Genomic DNA, 16,299 nt, shown 5'->3' on the forward strand with positions numbered 1-16,299 from the left:
GAGGGCTCAGTTGATCAGCCGGTCGTCGCGCGGCGGCAGGTACGACTCATCGAAGATGTCGGAGGCGTGCGGCCGCTTCTGGAATTTGAAATCCTCCGCGAGCTGGTCGATCGACCGCTCGAAGCGCGCCGGGTCGATGCCGCCGAGGCCGTTGCGCTTCACCTCGCCGGTGAGGATGTTGTCGCGGATGATGGCACGCAGCCGCTCCAGCTCGAGCTCGCGCGAACCGCCGTCCATCCGGCTCACGACCTCGGCCGCGGCGCGGGCAGGGTCCTTGATCGCGAGGGTGGTACCGCCGATCACTGCGCGCACGAAGCCCTTCACGGCGTCCGGCTTTGCGGCAGCGAAGCGCGGGCTGACGATGACGGCGAAACCATAGGCCTCGCAGCCGTAATCGGCGAAGCGCAGCGCGGCGAGATCGTCGGCGGGCACGCCGCGATCTCGCAAGTTGATTGCCGACAGATAGGAGAAGCCGGTGACGGCGTCGACCTGTCCGGCGGAGAGCATGGGCTCGCGCACCGCGGCGCTGATCGAGTTCTGCTTCACGCTTGAGAGCTTGATGCCGTTCTGCCTGGCGATCGCGGGCCACAGCCGGATCGACAGGTCACCCTCGGCGACGCCGAGGTTCTTGCCCTGAATGTCGGACAGCGCCTTGATGCCGCGACTCTTGCGCGCCACGATCGCATAGGGCGCCTGGTTGAACAGCATGGACACCGCCTTCACGGGCGCTGTGCCCGGCTTGTCGCGAAACCGGATCAACGCGTTGATGTCGACGAGCGCGAAGTCGCTCGCGCCGTCGGCGACGCGCGCGATCGCATCCGCCGAGCTGGTGGCGATGTTGGTGGTGACCGCAAGGCCTTCGGCGCTGAACAGTCCGCCTACGGTTGCCATCACGAACGGGGCCGCGGCGGCATCGAGCGGACGGTCGAGCGTGAACTGGACGGCGGCGGGCTGAGGCGGATCGCTTGCGGCGCGCAGCCCTGCTCTGCCGGGCCACACGCCGCCCGCGAGGCCGATCACACCAGCCAGCATCAAGCGGAGAACGGTGGTCCGACTTAGGTGCATCACGACTTCCGGGAGGCGAGACAAAGTGCCGCGCCCGCGCCTGTTTCAAGGCACCGAATGCGCCAAGGCAAACATCACTTTAAAGCGTCAATTTGCAGACATTCTGCCCCATGCAAGCTGAATGGCCGATGACTGCCATGACACTTTGCCGGAGCTCGTTCAGCTTGCATTCGGTTTGCGGAACCTAATCTAGAAGCAATGGTTAGCTATTCGTGGCCCGTCGGGCCGGCTTCCACAAAGGATGACTGCAATGTTACCGCGAAAGGGTGTTTTTTCGTCCATTGGCCGCGCAGCCACGCTGGCAACCGTCGCTGCGGTGGCGTTGACGGCCGTTGAGCCGACGATGGCATTCGCGGGCTCGGCTCCGGCGGGCAAGGCTGCCGCGGTGACCACGTCGCACGGGACCAGCGGCGCGACCGATATCAGCGCGCGTCGCCGATACTATCGTGGTGGTGGCGGTGGTGGTGCAGCGGCGGCAGCCGCTTTCGCGGGCATCGTCGGCACCGGGCTTGCGATCATCGCCGCCCAAAACCGCCGCGACTACTACGATGATTCCTACGCCTATTACGGCGGCCCGGGTTATTACGGAGGTCCCGCATATTATGGCGGCCCGGTCTACGGCGGCGGACCGTATTACGGCTATTATGGGCGCCGGTCGCAACTGCCCTATACGCCGTACTGACGTTTGACCGTCGGCGTTTCGTAGAACTGTCACAGAAGAATCGAATCCACCGGCCGTAGGGCCGGTGGATTTTTTCGTCGTCGAGCGCGCCGTTAACACGCTGGCGACGCGTTTCGACTAGGCTCGCAACATGGGTGATTCGATCGAGCGGCTTTATCGGGCGGTGATCGCGGCCAGGGATCTTGATCCGGCAACGTCGCGCACGGCACGGTTGTTTCAGCGCGGCCCGGCCAAGATGGCGAAGAAGCTTGCCGAGGAAGTCATCGAGGTCGTGATCGACGCCCTCGGCGGCAAGTCCGATGCCGTGGTCCGCGAAAGCGCCGATCTGCTGTACAACCTGACCGTGGTGTGGGCCGAGGCCGGCGTGAAGCCGGAGGACGTCTGGCGGGAGATGGAACGGCGCGAGCGCCTGCTCGGGATTGCCGAGAAACTGCCGAAGTCGCCGGTCAAGCTGCGCAAAACCGCGCCCGTTCCGGTCGTTCGGCGCCGGATTGTCGCGCTGGAAAACCGCCTGCGCAAGCGGCCGTCCTAAATCGCCCGAAAATCAACTCAATTCCTGGCATGGACAAATGCGCTCCATGATGGTTCATCGCGCCTATGCTGAAACGGATTTACGACTGGTGCATCGACGCCGCCGACAAGCCCTACGCGCTGTGGCTTCTCGCTGGCGTGGCCTTCGCTGAGAGCTCCTTCTTTCCCGTCCCCCCCGACATCATGTTGCTGCCGATGTCGCTGGCGCAGCCGCGGCGGGCGTGGTGGTTCGCAACCGTGTGCACCATCGCGTCGGTCGCCGGCGGCGTGCTCGGCTATGCGATCGGCGCGCTGCTCTACGACTCGCTCGGGCAGTGGCTGATCCATCTCTACGGGCTCTCCGACAAGGTCGACGCATTCCGCGCCTCCTACGCCGAGTGGGGTGCGGTGATCATCCTGGTGAAGGGGCTGACGCCGATCCCCTACAAGCTCGTGACGATCACCTCGGGCTTTGCCGGCTACAACATCTGGCTGTTCATCCTGTGCTCGATTGTCGCACGCGGCGGGCGCTTCTTCTTCGTCGCGGTGCTGCTCAACCGCTATGGCGACTTCATCCGCAAGGAGCTGGAGAAGCGGCTCGGCACCTGGGTCGCGATCGGCGCGATCGTGCTGGTGCTGGGCTTTGTTGTCGCATTCAAACTGATTTAGCGGTTCGTCGGCTTTGCGGATCACTGGCTTCGGGTTACGTTGGCCCTGATGGCTGATGGAATCGACGACCTGCTGAATCCTGCCAGGCTGAACCTTGCCAGGGCGCGCGTGGTGATGGCAGTCCTTGCCTTGTCGATGGTCATGGCGACGATCGACAGAGGCTGGGCCAAGGCCGCGGCGCCTGCGCTCGGCGTGCAGCCCTCGGCGCAGCTACCGTTGCCGCCCGCGCCGCAGCCGCCGCAGTCGATCGAAGTGCCGCCTGCGCCGGTCGAGCGCGAGAATCCGGGGCTGATCAACGAAATCGGAAAGCTGTTCGAGAAGTCGAAATCGATCCTGCCGCTGAAGAGCCCCGGCGAGACCATGAACGATCTGTCGGATATCGCGCGTCCCTCGTCGATGGTCACGGGGCGCGCGGCTTGCGTGGTGGCCTCGAACGGCGCGCCGGACTGCAAGATCGGCGCCGACAGGCTGTGCCAGAGCAAGGGGTTCAAGGAAGGCAAGAGCCTCGATACCGACGCCTCCGAGAAGTGTTCGCCGCTGGTCTATCTGCCGGGCCACAAGCGTGGCCCGAACGACTGCAAGACCGAAAATTTCGTGACACGGGCGCTCTGCCAATAAAGCGGCCGACCTGTCTCTGGGATACCAGCGCGTCCTAAGAAAATACCCAGTCGGAATGAGGTTTTGTCATCCATTTCGCAGCGCCAAAACGCAATACTTGACACTGGAAAGATTGCCTTGTTGGTATTATGGCCGGCATCTCGAGGCCAACAGTTCGTTTCGTCCCGGCAACCCGAAGGATCCGCTTCCAATGTCCATGCCTGCTCTGTTCAAGGGCCGCCTGTCTATTCCCGTGATCGGGTCTCCGCTGTTCATCATTTCGGTGCCTGATCTCGTTATCGCGCAGTGCAAGGCCGGCGTGGTCGGTTCGTTCCCCGCGCTGAACGCGCGGCCGCCGGAATTGCTCGACGAGTGGCTGTACCAGATCAAGGAAGAGCTCGCCGCTTACGACAAGGCCCATCCGGAGCGGCCTTCGGCACCGTTCGCGGTGAACCAGATCGTGCACAAGTCCAACAACCGGCTCGATCACGACATGGCGCTGTGCGAGAAGCACAAGGTGCCGATGATCATCTCCTCGCTCGGCGCGCGCGAGGAGCTCAACCAGGCCGTCCACGGCTGGGGCGGCATCGTCTTCCATGATGTGATCAACCAGAAGTTCGCGCACAAGGCGATCGAGAAGGGCGCCGACGGCCTGATCCTGGTCGCGGCCGGCGCCGGCGGCCATGCCGGCACGATCTCGCCGTTCCCCTTCGTGGCCGAGACGCGGCAGTGGTTCGACGGGCCGATCGCGCTGTCGGGCACCATCGCCAACGGCCGTGCGATCCGCGCCGCGCGTATCATCGGCGCCGACTTCGCCTATATCGGTTCGGCCTTCATCGCGACCAAGGAGGCGAACGCGGTCGAGGGCTACAAGACCATGATCACCAATTCGTCCGCCGAGGACATCGTCTATTCCAACCTGTTCACCGGCGTGCACGGCAACTATCTGAAGCCCTCGATCGTCGCGGCCGGCATGGACCCGGACAATCTGCCGACCTCCGATCCCTCGAAGATGAGCTTCGGCACCGACGCTTCCGGCGAGCGCGCCAAGCCGAAGGCCTGGAAGGAGATCTGGGGCTCTGGCCAGGGCGTCGGCAGCATCTGCAAGGTGGTGCCGGCGGCCGAGCTGATCGCGCGGTTCAAGAAGGAATACGAGGAAGCGGTCGATCCGGCGCTGGCCTGAAGCGCGATGCTCAGAATGAACCATCGCGCTTTGGCTTTCTGTTTGAGCATGATCCCCGCGCAAACGCATCGCGTTTGTCGCGCGGAAAACCGCGCCACACTTTTCCGGATCATGCTTTGATGGAGCCGATCTTTCGCGTTGACGGCGATCGCGTCGTCACCAGTCGCGATGCCGCGGGTCCATGGGATCCGCGGATGCAGCACGGCTCCGCGCCGGCCGCGCTCGTGGTCTGGGCCGCCGAGGCCATCCCCACCCCCGTGCCGATGCGCATTGCGCGCGTGACCATCGATCTGATGCGTCCCGTGCCGGTGGCGCCGCTGACGGTCGAGCGCGGGGTCCTGCGCGAGGGCCGCAAGATCCAACTTTGCGGCGTCAGGCTGAAGGCCGACGGCGTCGTCGTGGTCTCAGCCAATGTCCTGAAGATCAAACAGCAGACCGCGGAGTTGCCGCACGGGATCGCCGACCTCCCGGTCGGGTTGCCGGCCCCCGATCAATGCATGGTCGAGCCGGGGAATCTGGCCAGCAGTCCGTTCGTGAAATGCATTTCGATGCGGGCCGCGCGGGGCCGTTTCGGCGAGCTGGGGCCCGGCGCGATCTGGTTCCGGGTCGACCATCCGCTGATCGCAGGCGCTGCCGTCTCGCAGGCGATGCGCGCGGTGGTCGCCTCGGACTTCTCCAACGGCACCTCGCCGGTGCTGGATTTCAGCCGGTGGACCTTCATCAATGCCGACCTCACGGTGAGCCTGGCGCGTGAGCCGGTCGGGGACTGGATCCTGCTCGACGGCGAATCCTGGATCGGGCCTGACGGTGCCGGGCTCGCGATGTCGCGGCTAGCCGACCAGCGCGGCTATTTCGGCCAGGCGATCCAGAGCCTGGTGATCGAGCGGCGCTAGCCAGGACTGCGGGCCCAGGCTCCCCAAGGAGCGGCGGGGCGGCGCAGCCCCCTTGCGGTCGGCCTGTCCAAAAAATAATCCGGCAGCCTGGAACGGTTGGCGGTGCGAACGAGTTTCGCTCCCGCAAGGGGCCTTCATGACACGTGTCGATCTCACCGCCGGCATCCTGACCCTTGGGGCCGAGCGATTCTGCGATTTGGTGCGGGTCCGCGATGCGGCGTACCCGGAAGGGCTGCCGCGGTGAAGCCCGGCCCGTCCTCCGAACGCGCGGTCATCCTGGCCGCGAGCGAGCAGGACGCTGCGAGAACCGCCCACCTGATCAAGGAGGCCGGCTACTACGCCAACATCTGCGGCGATCTCGCCGAGCTGGAGCGCCAGATCGCAAGCGGCGCGGGCCTCGCGATCATTGCGGATGAAGCGATCAGGCAGGCCGACCTCGCCAACCTCGTGCGCTGGTTGAACGAGCAGCCCTCGTGGTCGGATTTCCCCATCGTGCTGATGAGCGAGGCCGGCGGGCCCGAGCGCAATCCGGAAGCGGCGCGGCTTGGCCGGCAGCTCGGCAATGTCACCTTCATCGAGCGTCCGTTCCATCCGACGACCCTTGTGAGCCTGGTGGCCGCGGCGGTGCGCGGCCGGCGCCGCCAGTACGAGACCCGCGCGATCCTCGAAGACCTGACCGAGAGTGAAAGCCTGTTGCAGACCGCGCTCAATGCCGGCCATCTCGGTGCGCTGGAGCTGCATCTGCCCGACTTCGAGCTCGAAGCCTCGGCAACCTGCAAGCGCTTCTTCGGGCGCGGGCCCGACGAGCCTTTCACTTACCAGGATCTGCTGGACGCGGTTCATCCGGATGATCGCGCGCGCCGCCGCGAGATCGTCGAGCATACGCTGAAAACCGGGGCGGACTACAAGATCGAGTACCGCAACATCTGGCCCGACGGCACCCAGCACTGGGTCGACGTCCGCGCCCGCGTGGTGCGCGGGCCCGACGGCGGCATCAAGTCGTTGGTCGGCGTTTGCTCCGACATCACCGCGCGCAAGACCGCGGAGATCGAGCGCGAGGCGCTGCTGGCACAGCTTGCCGCCGAGCGCACGGCGCTTGCCGAGCTGACCGCGACATTGGAGCAGCGTGTCGAGCAGCGCACCGCCGATCTCATGAAGGAGGTCGCGGCGCGCGAAAGGGCGCAGGAGCAGCTCCGCCACGCGCAGAAGATGGAAGCGATCGGCCAGCTCACCGGCGGCGTCGCGCACGACTTCAACAACCTGCTGATGGCAGTGATGGGCAATCTCGATCTGCTGCGCAAGCGGCTGCCGGAGGATCCGCGCCTGCATCGCCTGGTCGAGGGCGCATTGCAGGGCGCGCAGCGCGGCGCGTCGCTGACCCAGCGGCTTCTGGCATTTGCGCGGCAACAGGATCTGCGCGTGGTACCGGTCGATCTCGGAACGCTGGTGCGCGACATGAGCAACCTGCTCGAGCGCTCGCTGGGGCCGCGCGTCACGCTGCGGCTGAACATTCCCGAGGGACTGCCGCCGGCCCGTGTCGACACCAACCAGGTCGAGCTTGCGATCCTCAACCTGGCGATCAACGCGCGCGACGCGATGCCGGAGGGCGGCGCGATCGAGATCAGGCTTGCGGCGTGCAAGGCCAGGAACGATCCGTCGCTGCAGCCCGGCAATTACCTGAAACTGTCCGTGGTCGACACCGGCACCGGCATGCCGCCCGACGTCCTGAAGCGGGCGATCGAGCCGTTCTTCTCGTCGAAGCCGGTGGGGAAGGGTACCGGCCTCGGCCTGTCCATGGTGCATGGGCTGGCCGTACAGCTCGGCGGCGCGCTGCAGCTTGCGAGCGCGGTCGGCAAGGGCACGACCGCCACGCTTGTGCTCCCGGTTGCCACCGCCGCGCCCGAACTGGAAGGTCCCGCTCCCGCGCTACAGAAGATGAAACGCTCGGCGGTGATCCTGCTCGTCGACGACGATCCGCTGATTGCGATGTCGACCACGGAGATGCTGGAGGACCTCGGTCATCACGTGATCGGCGCCGGCTCCGGGCCGCATGCGCTGGAAATTCTCCGGAGCGAACAGCCGATCGACCTGATGATGACCGATCACATGATGCCCGGCATGACCGGCATCGAGCTGGCGGCTGCCGCGCGCGAGGTCCGGCCGGCGCTTCCCGTCCTGCTCGCCACCGGCTACGCCGAATTGCCCGAAGGCATCCAGGTCGACCTGCCGCGGCTGGCAAAGCCCTACGACCAGGATCAGCTGCGCGAGCGGCTCGATCAGGTGCTGGGGCAGGGTGCCGCCGGGCGTCCGGAACCGGCGCGCCCGCTCTCGCCGTCGTCTGGCGCCCTCTCCCCTTCACCCTAAGCTCTTCCCGTCATCCATGAGAAGGCCGCAACACGGCCTCCTCCGGATGAGATGGTGCGCACTGCTCCATCCACGTCATTGCGAGCGAAGCGAAGCAATCCATCTCTCCAAAGGCGCGGTAGTATGGATTGCTTCGTCGCTTCAGCGCAAAATTGCTTTGCAATTTTGTCGCGAGCTCCTCGCAATGACGGTGGTGCAAAGCGTCACAGTCTCTCAGGGTGCGGGGGCAAGACTGACAGTGTCAGCCCACCATGCGGTCGCGGCCGGACCAGAAGGCGGCCTTGAGCGCCTTCTTGTCGACCTTGCCGACGCCGGTCATCGGCAGCTCCTTGACGAACTGGACCTGCTTCGGCGCATGCGCCGAGCCCTTCTTCGCCTTCACCAGCGCGATCAGCTCGTCCGGATTCGGGCTCGCGCCGTCGCGCGCCACCACAACGGCGGTGACGGCTTCGCCCCATTTGTCGTTGGGCACGCCGACCACCGCGACCATCGCGACATCGGCGTGCTGCGACAGCACGTCCTCGACCTCGCGCGGAAAGATATTGAAGCCGCCTGAGACGATCATGTCCTTCTTGCGATCGAGGATGAACATGTAGCCGCGCTCGTCCATGCGCGCGATGTCGCCGGTATGCAGCCAGCCGTTCTTCAGCGTTTCCGCGGTGATGTCGGGCCGCTTCCAGTATTCGGCCATCACGTGGCTGGCGCGCACGCAGATCTCGCCAGCCTCGCCGGTCGCGACCTCCTGGTCGTCCTGATCGAGGATCTTCACCTGGCAGGCGGCGATCGGGAAGCCGCAGGACAGGAACAGCTCCGGCGTCTTCGGGTCGTGATCCTGCTTGCGCAGCACCGACACCGGATAGCACTCGGTCTGGCCGTAGAGTTGCGAGAACACCGGGCCGATCCGCTCGATGCCCTCGACCAGCCGGCTCGGCGACATCGCGGAGGCTCCATAGAGCAGGAGCTCGAGCGAGGAGAGATCGGTCCTGGGGAGCGCGGGATGATCCAGCATCACGTAGATCATGGTCGGCACGAACAGCGTGAAGTTGATCTTGTCGCGCGCGATCGTCTTGAACACGGCCTCGGGATCGAAACCCTTGAGCATGTGCACGGTGCCGCCGCGCATCAGCGTCGGCAGCACTTTCGTCCCCGCGACGTGGCTGATCGGCGCCACGGTCAAATAGCGCGGCGTGTCGGGTATCTCGAAGTCGGCGAGGATCGCGTTGGCGAAGCCGCCATATTCGCGATGATGGCGCAGCGCGCCCTTGGATTTGCCTGTCGTGCCGCCGGTGTAGTTCAACGTCGCTATGTCGTCGGCATCAGCGAAATTGCGTGGGCTTGCGCTGCCGGCCGCCTCGACCGCCTGCAACAGGTCCGCGCCGTAGCTCGCCGGGCCGAGCGTGAACACGGTCTTGAGGCCGGACGCCTTCGCCGCAAGCTCACCGCCGCGATCGCGGAAGGTGATGCCGTCGACGACAAGCATCTGGGCCTCGGAATCCTCGATCTGAAACAGCTGATCGTCGAGCGAGCCCAGCGGATGCAGCCAGGTGATGGCCAGCCGCGACAATTGCGCGGCGACGCCGGCGCACCAGGTGTCGGCGCGGTTGGCAGTGAGGAAGGCGACGCGGGTGCCGGGTGCAAAGCCGAGCGACATGAACACGCGCTGCATCCGTCCGATCAGATCGGTTGCGCCCTGGTAGCTGAGCGATCCGCCCGGCCACGCGAAGGCCGTCCGCGACGGATAGCGCGCCAGCGCCCGCAGCGTCTGCTCGCATGCCGCCGGAAATGCGTAGAGCGGATTGCTCATGTCGTTCGTCCTCCCGCCTTGTGTTTGGCTTCTGTCGTGCCAATGTCGGCGGCAACGCTAACACAATGATGCAGGGAAGAAACAACTTGTCTGGTGCTGATCTTCTTGATCGTTTTCGCGATCGCCTTCGGCTGCCGCTGATCGCCGCGCCGATGTTTCTGGTGTCCGGCGTCGAGCTGGTGGTAGCCGCGTGCCGCAACGGCGTGATCGGTTCGTTTCCGACGGTGAATTGCCGCGAGACGGAACAGCTCGATGCCTGGCTCACCGAGATCGAGAGCCGTCTGCAGGCGCATGCGGATGCCGGCGGAAAGCGCGCGGCGCCGGTCTGCCCGAACCTGATCGTGCATCGCTCCAACGCGCGTCTGGCGCAGGATCTCGCGGTGCTGGCGCGGCACCGGCCGGAGGTGGTGATCACGTCGGTCGGCTCGCCCGCGCCGGTGCTCGCTCCGCTGCATGATGCCGGTGCGCTCGTGTTTGCCGACGTCGCCTCGATCCGTCACGCAGAGCGCGCGGTCGCGGCCGGCGCCGACGGGCTCGTGCTGCTGACCGCGGGCGCCGGCGGGCAGACCGGCTGGCTCAATCCGTTCGTGTTCGTGCGCGCGGTGCGCGGCTTCTTCGACGGCCCGATCGTGCTCGCCGGCGGCATCAGCGACGGCCATGCGCTGCGCGCAGCAGAAGCGCTGGGCTGCGATCTCGCCTACATGGGCACCAAGTTCATCGCTACGCGCGAGAGCATGGCCGACGAGCGGTACAAGCAGATGCTGGTCGACAGCACCGCCGACGACATCCTGCTGACGACGGCGTTCACGGGCCTGCAAACCAACATGCTGCGGCCATCGATCGAAGCCGCCGGTCTCGATCCCGACAATCTGCCGGCGCGCGGCGCCATCGACATCGGCAAGGACATCGACGTCGGCGCCCGCGAAAACCGCCCCAAACGCTGGCGCGATATCTGGAGCGGCGGGCATTCCGCATCCGGCGTGACCGACGTGCTTGCGGTCGACGACCTCGTGGCGCGAACGGCTGTGGAGTACGAGTCAGCAGCCGCGCGGGTGAAAATCCACCGCGAGAGCTTCGGTTCTGATTGAATCAGAACCGAAGCCCTGGCTTCTTGTTTGGACGCGTTTTCTTCACGCAAACCGGTGTCCACTTCGCTCGAAAACGCTCCAAAAGCCTGCCGGCCGCCTTAACGCGGCATTAACCACGATCGCCCCAACAATGCGCCACAGGATGGCCGGCCATCACGGCCGGCCGCCCGGCATCATGGGAATGCGACATGGCTTTTGAGGCGCTCTTTGCCAAGACCCCGGCAACGCTCGACGAGCTCAGGACCCGGGTCTTCCATGCCCTGCAGCGGCATCCGCTGTGCAGGCAGGTCGAATTCGACATTGTCAGCACGCCGCGGACGCGCCGGACCAACTGGACGGTGAGCATGCGCTCGGTCCAGCCGGGCGCCCTGTGGACGGCCCATGAGATCGTGGCTGATATCCAGGAAGCCTATGAGCTTGCCGCCGCGGCCTGATTCCGGGGCCGCTTCGGCGCGATTTTACCCAATGTGGCAGCCCCTTGCCGCCGTAGGGGCACGCTAAGGCCGCATTTGCCCGTCACCCTGCGACGACACCGGCCGGGCATGGAGACATTTTTGACCAGAGCCATCACCCTCGCCGCGCTGACCAGTTTTCTCCTCGCCGGCGCGGCAATTACCGCGATCCTGGGCCGCGACAGTGTGCCGTCGGCACCGTCCGAGGTTGCCGCCGTAGCGGCGGCCGACACGGCTCCCGTCGCTAACCGGGCGAGCAAGCAGGACAAGCTCGCGGTGATTGCGTTCGCGACCGCCGCCTTTGACCCGCCGCAGGTGGCCCAGCCGCCCGCGGCGCCATCACCGCTGCTGTTGCGCGCGCAGGCCGCAATCCCGGGCGCGCCCGATACGGTGCGCCAGGCTTATGCCTCCGTCGAACCCACCGATGTTGACCTGCCGAAGCGGATCACCGAGCCGGCAGATGTCGGCCAGCCCAACTCGACCGCCAAGTCGGCCGAGCCGAACACCGCTGAGTCCAAGAACGCTGAGTCCAGGACCGCTGAGCCGAAGACCGCCGAGCCTGCGGCTGCGTCGGCGAAACCGAAGGTGGCCGCCAAGCCGGCGCCACAGAAGAACTACGCGCTGCTCAGCGATGCGCAGATCGCCGGGATCAAGGAGCGGCTCAGGCTGACGTCGGACCAGGAATACTACTGGCCGGCAGTCGAGAGTGCGCTGCGCGCGGTCGCCCGCAAGATCCACGCCAAGCATCAAGGCCAGCCCGGATCGGGCAATGTGCCGATCGATCCCGACTCCGAGGAAGTCCAGCAGCTGAAATCGGCCGCGATGCCGCTGCTGTTCCAGCTTCGTGAGGATCAGAAGAACGAAGTGCGCTCCCTTGCGCGCCTGATCGGACTGGAAAAAGTCGCCGCGATGATCTAGCCCCCCGCGCGCTGCAGGTCGCGCAGCTCGCGAAAGCCGATGCGCCTGACATCGTGCTGATCGAGCAAGGCAGCGATATCAGCGTTGCACAGGCACGCGGCGTCGCTTGCGCGCAAGGGCGCGATATGCGGATGGTCGTAGCCGCGCAGTTCCTCGCCATCATCGACCGGATGAGCATAGATCACGGTCACGCCCGGCGGCAGCTTCGGGATTTCGTCGCGGGCCACGGCCCGATGGGCCGTGTTCGCGCTAAACCGCCGTCTCGTATCCGATGTTGAAATCGGAAGCGGTATGGCCGCCGCGCATCCCGTCATTTTCGTGCGGCACCTCGATCAGGATGATCTTGACGTCATTTGCCGGGACGCCGAACCGCTGCAGGTTCTCCACGATGGCCTTGTAGAGCGCGCTTGGTCGCGACGGTTCGGTCGGGAAACATCGTGATCTCGATATGGGTGAAGCGCTCGCCGGCCCAATCGGGGATCGCGAGGTCGTCGCGTGCATGCTGGACACGACGAAGAATCTTGTCGTGCACCGGCGTCCGGAGCGTTGCGCGGATCGCATCCCGAATACCGGCCATGAACTGGGCGCCTCGGCCGGCGAGCCAGCCCTCCCTTGTCTCAATCAGAACGTCGGGCAGTTTGGCCCCCCTTCGGGTTGCAAGCTGATCGCCAAAGGCACGACAAGGCTATCGGACGCGGCGGCGGCCGCAATTCGGATGGTTCCGATGCATCGCTTCGATGAGGCCGAAGTCCGTCGCCCCGCTTCAGGCCCGGCACGACCCGCGCCGCCTTTGGCATCGGCTTTGCTGAGTGCCTGATTGTTCGCCGACCCGGGTTGGGTCTGTTTCACATCGAGGCAATGTCATGCAGCAAACGTCCCGCTTTGGAATATCAGGTTCCTTGCAGTTGCAGGCGCTGATCGCAGACCTCAATTGGAGAATTCAGCTCTTGAACTCCGACATCATGGAGGAGGAGCAGCGGTCGCACACTGTCGATGCGACGGATGTTTTCTACCCAACTTTGGCGAAGCATCTGAGAGAGCGTCGCGACAAACTTGCATCGACCGTCCTCACGCTGGAGGCACAGCTGATCGCGATCGATCCGTTGGTGGGTACCGCTGCGCAAGGTACGCAATTGCCCCGGGCCGGCGGCTCGGCGATGCGGCACCTCGGGACGCCGACCGCCGCCAATGTCGACCCGTGACGCAAGCCCGTGAAAGTCACCGGCAACGTGATCGATGTCGGGAGGAGGCTGACGCAGCAATGCCTGCGAAGTCGCATCGCTGCGGAGCAGGGCTTATCATGTTTGGCGAAGGGACACGGAAGCCAACGCACGATTGGTGCCCCTGGCCGGAATCGAACCAGCACTCCTTGCGGAACTCGATTTTGAGTCGAGCGCGTCTACCAGTTCCGCCACAGGGGCATTCGTGACCTGGGCCGTTTGGATGGCCCGGGGTCGCGAAGCGCGGCGGACTATAGCGGGCGGCCCGTCACGGTCAACCCGCGCGGATGTGATTGTCCCGCGCCTCGACAGCGGTATTTTCGCGGGATACGACCCGGAATGAGCATGGAGGAGGGTGATGACCCCACCGGATGATGCTCGCAGGAGACACGCCGTGACGCTCGCCACCGCCCATCCCTCGCACGCCGGCGCAGCCGGCAACTCCGCGCTGACGGCATCGGCTGCTATCGCGGTGATCGCGTTGGCGACCCTGGCCGGCGCCTGGTTCTTCCAGCTCGTGCTGGAGATCCTGCCCTGTCCGCTCTGCCTCGAGCAGCGCTATGCCTATTATCTTGCCGTCCCGCTCGGCGCGGCGGTCGCGCTTGCGGCCGCGAAGGGCGCGCCGCGCCCGGTCCTGCTGGCCGGACTCGCGATCCTCGGCCTCGCGGCGCTCGCCAATGCCGGGCTCGGCGCCTACCACGCCGGCGTCGAATGGGGGTTCTGGCAGGGGCCGACCGATTGCACCGGTCCGGTCGTGGATTTCGGCAAGGCGGGCTCGCTGCTGGATCAACTCGACAAGGTCAAGGTGGTCCGCTGCGACGAGGTGCAGTGGCGCTTCCTCGGCATCTCGCTGGCCGGCTACAACGTGCTGATCTCGCTGCTGATGGCCGCGATCGCAGCCTGGGGCGTCGCGAAGACCGCCAGGGCGTAATCCGTAGGGTGGGTAGAGCGTAGCGAAACCCACCAGTGCCGGCCGCGGAGCGCAGCCGATGGGTTTCGCTGCGCTCTACCCATCCTACGCTTTCGACCTAATCGTCAACGTCGTCCTGCGGCCGTCCGAACAGATGGATGATGCCCGGCGTCGAGACGGTGACGAACACGAAGCGCGACAAATGGTGCGCGCCGACGAAGATCGGGTCGATATGCAGCGTCAGCGCCAGCGCCAGCATCGCATCCATCGCGCCAGGCGCGAAGGCGACGACGATGTCTGCCAGCCGCACATGGGTGGTGAACGCGATCACCATGACGAAGACGGCGGAGATCAGGATCGCGATCGCGAACGATCCGATCCCGGCATTGATGTGCCTGAGCAGGGTCGAGGTCTTCATCCGCGCGAAGCGGGTGCCGATCACGGCGCCGATGCCGACCAGCGCGACGTTGCGGATCCAGGGCGGCAGACCGCCATCGACCAGACCTGCGCCGTGCAGCAGGCTGGAGGCGAGCATCGCGCCGAACATCCAGCTCGCCGGAAATTTCACCCAGCGCAGCAGCAGCGCGGCGCCGATCGACGCTGCTATCAATGCGGCGAGGCCAAGCGGGGAGGCGACCCCCGTCGGCAAGGGCAGCTGCGCGGCATGGGTCACCCCGGTCACCGCCAGCATGATCGGCAGTGCGGCGGTCAGGATGATCACGCGCATGGTCTGAACCACAGCAATGCCTGCGACGTCGGCGTCCTTCTCCGCGGCAAGGATGGTGATCTGCGACAGCGCGCCCGGGCTGCCGGCGAGGAAGGCCGAGGTCTGGTCCCAGCCGTGCACGCGCTGCAGATAGTAGCTCGAGCCGAAGGTCGAGCAGAAGGTCGCCAGCGCCAGCAGACCGATGGTGAGCGGATAGGAGCCCATGTGCTGCAGCAATTGCTGCGACATCAGCGAGCCCAGCGAGATGCCGAGCAGCAGCAGCACCGATTGCGTCAGCACCGGCGGCATCGCGAGCGGCCGTCCCATCAGGGCTGCGATGGCGACCGCGCTCATCGCGCCGGAGATCAGCCCGCCCGGCAACTGCGCCCAGAAGAACAGCAAGCCGCCGGCACTGCCGATCACGATGGTCTCGAGCGCGCTGAGCAGTTTGGCGCGGCTGGGAACGGCAGGTGCTATCGATGCGCGGATCAGGGTCACGCCGTCTTATGACAAATCCGCGTTAACGGAACAATTGCATCGGCGCGGTGCAGCAATGCGTCGGCCGGTCGGTTTTTGACACGCAGATTTATGACGGAGACAAGACATTTCGTCCGGCGGTTGGCCGCGCACGGCGCGAGCCCCGCGAGCCGGGGGCCCATGCAAGAGAGACCGCCCCGGAGCTTGTCCGGGGCGGTCCAATCCACCAGGTCTCAACGCGACCGCTCGATCGAGACCGCGCCGTCGCCCGACGGGAGCCGGTGCGCGCGGCGCGTGAAACGTTGTCGACTATTGCTTGGCCGGGGCGGGCGCCGCAGCCGGCGCGGCGCTGCCGCCGGCTTCCTTCATGCATTCACGGCGAAACTTCTTGCGCTCCTTGCCCTTGAGCTTCTTCTCGTCGGCCTGCTTCGAGCATTCGAGCGAGGCGGCGCTGCGCGGCTTGGCTGCCTTCGGTGCCTTGGCCGTGGCAGCGGGAGCGGCGCCGGTGGCAGGCGCGGGAGTTTGCGCGAAGGCTCCGCCCACCGCCAGAACGGTGGCAAGGGCGGCGACGGTCGCGAGCGAGGAAATCTTCATCATGGGGTGTACCTCGTGGGGGATGGAGGCAGGAACGGTCGCGCGGCGATGCTGAACCGCGGATGAACATGAGACATTTTGGCCGCCACAATATTTTGCCGGCTGGGCAGGCCAGCGCGTTGTCGCACGCGCCGGTTGCGCTAGGATAATGGTCTTACGCCATTGCC

Annotated in this window: 19 protein-coding genes and 1 tRNA gene; 13 read left to right on the forward strand and 7 right to left on the reverse strand. The window is 65.8% G+C overall.

What is annotated here, in order from left to right; genetic code table 11:
• Window positions 1-6: 6 nt before the first annotated feature.
• Window positions 7-1,065 (reverse strand): ABC transporter substrate-binding protein, encoded by a 1,059-nt coding sequence (locus tag MTX23_RS05480; protein ID WP_280975612.1) that lies wholly within the window; start codon window positions 1,063-1,065, stop codon window positions 7-9.
• A 250-nt stretch (window positions 1,066-1,315) separates the two neighbouring features.
• Between MTX23_RS05480 and MTX23_RS05485 the strand changes: the two genes are divergently transcribed.
• The 7 genes from MTX23_RS05485 to MTX23_RS05515 all read left to right on the forward strand — a co-directional run bounded on the left by MTX23_RS05485 (window position 1,316) and on the right by MTX23_RS05515 (window position 7,963).
• The gene (locus tag MTX23_RS05485; RefSeq protein WP_280975613.1) at window positions 1,316-1,747 is read left to right on the forward strand and encodes a hypothetical protein; all 432 of its coding nucleotides are present in this window, start codon (window positions 1,316-1,318) and stop codon (window positions 1,745-1,747) included.
• Between the two features lie 130 nt (window positions 1,748-1,877).
• Window positions 1,878-2,279, forward strand: a complete 402-nt coding sequence (gene hisE / locus MTX23_RS05490; RefSeq protein ID WP_280975614.1) for a phosphoribosyl-ATP diphosphatase — start codon at window positions 1,878-1,880, stop codon at window positions 2,277-2,279.
• Between the two features lie 65 nt (window positions 2,280-2,344).
• Window positions 2,345-2,926, forward strand: coding sequence for a YqaA family protein (locus MTX23_RS05495; protein WP_280975615.1), 582 nt, complete (start codon window positions 2,345-2,347; stop codon window positions 2,924-2,926).
• 48 nt (window positions 2,927-2,974) lie between these two features.
• Window positions 2,975-3,544 carry a hypothetical protein gene (locus MTX23_RS05500; RefSeq protein WP_280975616.1) on the forward strand — a complete coding sequence of 190 codons (570 nt, stop codon included), beginning with the start codon at window positions 2,975-2,977 and terminating at the stop codon, window positions 3,542-3,544.
• Window positions 3,545-3,734: 190 nt separating this feature from the next.
• Window positions 3,735-4,706 (forward strand): nitronate monooxygenase family protein, encoded by a 972-nt coding sequence (locus MTX23_RS05505; protein ID WP_280975617.1) that lies wholly within the window; start codon window positions 3,735-3,737, stop codon window positions 4,704-4,706.
• A 119-nt stretch (window positions 4,707-4,825) separates the two neighbouring features.
• Window positions 4,826-5,599: a thioesterase family protein gene (locus MTX23_RS05510; RefSeq protein ID WP_280975618.1), complete on the forward strand. Its 774-nt coding sequence runs from the start codon at window positions 4,826-4,828 to the stop codon at window positions 5,597-5,599.
• Window positions 5,600-5,839: 240 nt separating this feature from the next.
• On the forward strand, window positions 5,840-7,963 hold the full coding sequence (locus MTX23_RS05515) for a hybrid sensor histidine kinase/response regulator (RefSeq protein WP_280975619.1): 2,124 nt from the start codon (window positions 5,840-5,842) through the stop codon (window positions 7,961-7,963).
• A 241-nt stretch (window positions 7,964-8,204) separates the two neighbouring features.
• On the opposite strand, the gene MTX23_RS05520 is transcribed toward MTX23_RS05515, so the two are convergent.
• Entirely contained in the window at window positions 8,205-9,767 is a 1,563-nt protein-coding gene (locus MTX23_RS05520; protein WP_280975620.1) for an AMP-binding protein, read from the reverse strand.
• A gap of 65 nt (window positions 9,768-9,832) precedes the next feature.
• On the opposite strand from MTX23_RS05520, the gene MTX23_RS05525 reads away from it, so the two are divergent.
• The 3 genes from MTX23_RS05525 to MTX23_RS05535 all read left to right on the forward strand — a co-directional run bounded on the left by MTX23_RS05525 (window position 9,833) and on the right by MTX23_RS05535 (window position 12,225).
• Window positions 9,833-10,855, forward strand: a complete 1,023-nt coding sequence (locus tag MTX23_RS05525) for a nitronate monooxygenase (protein ID WP_280975621.1) — start codon at window positions 9,833-9,835, stop codon at window positions 10,853-10,855.
• A gap of 188 nt (window positions 10,856-11,043) precedes the next feature.
• Complete coding sequence (locus MTX23_RS05530) at window positions 11,044-11,289, forward strand: hypothetical protein (protein WP_280975622.1); 246 nt, start codon at window positions 11,044-11,046, stop codon at window positions 11,287-11,289.
• Window positions 11,290-11,409: 120 nt separating this feature from the next.
• Entirely contained in the window at window positions 11,410-12,225 is an 816-nt protein-coding gene (locus MTX23_RS05535; RefSeq protein ID WP_280975623.1) for a hypothetical protein, read from the forward strand.
• Here MTX23_RS05535 and MTX23_RS05540 read toward each other — a convergent pair.
• Together MTX23_RS05540 and MTX23_RS05545 are read right to left on the reverse strand one after the other, a co-directional pair.
• Window positions 12,222-12,452 (reverse strand): hypothetical protein, encoded by a 231-nt coding sequence (locus tag MTX23_RS05540; RefSeq protein ID WP_280975624.1) that lies wholly within the window; start codon window positions 12,450-12,452, stop codon window positions 12,222-12,224. The genes MTX23_RS05535 and MTX23_RS05540 overlap by 4 nt on opposite strands.
• 22 nt (window positions 12,453-12,474) lie before the next feature.
• Window positions 12,475-12,612 carry a hypothetical protein gene (locus tag MTX23_RS05545; RefSeq protein ID WP_280975625.1) on the reverse strand — a complete coding sequence of 46 codons (138 nt, stop codon included), beginning with the start codon at window positions 12,610-12,612 and terminating at the stop codon, window positions 12,475-12,477.
• A 61-nt stretch (window positions 12,613-12,673) separates the two neighbouring features.
• Here MTX23_RS05545 and MTX23_RS05550 point away from each other — a divergent pair, with 61 nt between their 5' ends.
• Together MTX23_RS05550 and MTX23_RS05555 are read left to right on the forward strand one after the other, a co-directional pair.
• Window positions 12,674-13,042 (forward strand): hypothetical protein, encoded by a 369-nt coding sequence (locus tag MTX23_RS05550; protein ID WP_280975626.1) that lies wholly within the window; start codon window positions 12,674-12,676, stop codon window positions 13,040-13,042.
• 82 nt (window positions 13,043-13,124) lie between these two features.
• Window positions 13,125-13,427: a hypothetical protein gene (locus MTX23_RS05555; RefSeq protein WP_280975627.1), complete on the forward strand. Its 303-nt coding sequence runs from the start codon at window positions 13,125-13,127 to the stop codon at window positions 13,425-13,427.
• Between the two features lie 134 nt (window positions 13,428-13,561).
• On the opposite strand, the gene MTX23_RS05560 is transcribed toward MTX23_RS05555, so the two are convergent.
• Window positions 13,562-13,646: transfer RNA gene (locus MTX23_RS05560), tRNA-Leu, on the reverse strand.
• A 157-nt stretch (window positions 13,647-13,803) separates the two neighbouring features.
• Between MTX23_RS05560 and MTX23_RS05565 the strand changes: the two genes are divergently transcribed.
• The gene (locus MTX23_RS05565; RefSeq protein ID WP_280975628.1) at window positions 13,804-14,376 is read left to right on the forward strand and encodes a disulfide bond formation protein B; all 573 of its coding nucleotides are present in this window, start codon (window positions 13,804-13,806) and stop codon (window positions 14,374-14,376) included.
• 97 nt (window positions 14,377-14,473) lie between these two features.
• Here the strand turns inward: MTX23_RS05565 and MTX23_RS05570 are convergent, their stop codons facing one another.
• Both MTX23_RS05570 and MTX23_RS05575 read right to left on the reverse strand, forming a co-directional pair.
• Window positions 14,474-15,559, reverse strand: a complete 1,086-nt coding sequence (locus MTX23_RS05570; RefSeq protein ID WP_280975629.1) for an AbrB family transcriptional regulator — start codon at window positions 15,557-15,559, stop codon at window positions 14,474-14,476.
• 288 nt (window positions 15,560-15,847) lie between these two features.
• On the reverse strand, window positions 15,848-16,132 hold the full coding sequence (locus tag MTX23_RS05575) for a PsiF family protein (RefSeq protein ID WP_280977978.1): 285 nt from the start codon (window positions 16,130-16,132) through the stop codon (window positions 15,848-15,850).
• Window positions 16,133-16,299 lie beyond the last annotated feature (167 nt).

Origin of the sequence: Bradyrhizobium sp. ISRA436 (genome assembly GCF_029910015.1) — a bacterium.
In the GTDB taxonomy this organism is placed as follows: Bacteria; Pseudomonadota; Alphaproteobacteria; order Rhizobiales; family Xanthobacteraceae; genus Bradyrhizobium.

Excerpts from the sequence above, each read along its gene's own strand:
- MTX23_RS05485 (WP_280975613.1), top strand. The coding sequence starts at position 1,316 with ATGTTACCGCGAAAGGGTGTTTTTTCGTCCATTGGCCGCGCAGCCACG.
- MTX23_RS05500 (WP_280975616.1), top strand. The coding sequence starts at position 2,975 with ATGGCTGATGGAATCGACGACCTGCTGAATCCTGCCAGGCTGAACCTT.
- MTX23_RS05505 (WP_280975617.1), top strand. The coding sequence starts at position 3,735 with ATGTCCATGCCTGCTCTGTTCAAGGGCCGCCTGTCTATTCCCGTGATC.
- MTX23_RS05510 (WP_280975618.1), top strand. The coding sequence starts at position 4,826 with ATGGAGCCGATCTTTCGCGTTGACGGCGATCGCGTCGTCACCAGTCGC.
- MTX23_RS05525 (WP_280975621.1), top strand. The coding sequence starts at position 9,833 with ATGATGCAGGGAAGAAACAACTTGTCTGGTGCTGATCTTCTTGATCGT.
- MTX23_RS05575 (WP_280977978.1), bottom strand. The coding sequence starts at position 16,132 with ATGAAGATTTCCTCGCTCGCGACCGTCGCCGCCCTTGCCACCGTTCTG.
- MTX23_RS05565 (WP_280975628.1), top strand. The coding sequence starts at position 13,804 with ATGACCCCACCGGATGATGCTCGCAGGAGACACGCCGTGACGCTCGCC.
- MTX23_RS05550 (WP_280975626.1), top strand. The coding sequence starts at position 12,674 with ATGGGTGAAGCGCTCGCCGGCCCAATCGGGGATCGCGAGGTCGTCGCG.
- hisE (WP_280975614.1), top strand. The coding sequence starts at position 1,878 with ATGGGTGATTCGATCGAGCGGCTTTATCGGGCGGTGATCGCGGCCAGG.
- MTX23_RS05480 (WP_280975612.1), bottom strand. The coding sequence starts at position 1,065 with ATGCACCTAAGTCGGACCACCGTTCTCCGCTTGATGCTGGCTGGTGTG.
- MTX23_RS05520 (WP_280975620.1), bottom strand. The coding sequence starts at position 9,767 with ATGAGCAATCCGCTCTACGCATTTCCGGCGGCATGCGAGCAGACGCTG.
- MTX23_RS05495 (WP_280975615.1), top strand. The coding sequence starts at position 2,345 with ATGCTGAAACGGATTTACGACTGGTGCATCGACGCCGCCGACAAGCCC.
- MTX23_RS05530 (WP_280975622.1), top strand. The coding sequence starts at position 11,044 with ATGGCTTTTGAGGCGCTCTTTGCCAAGACCCCGGCAACGCTCGACGAG.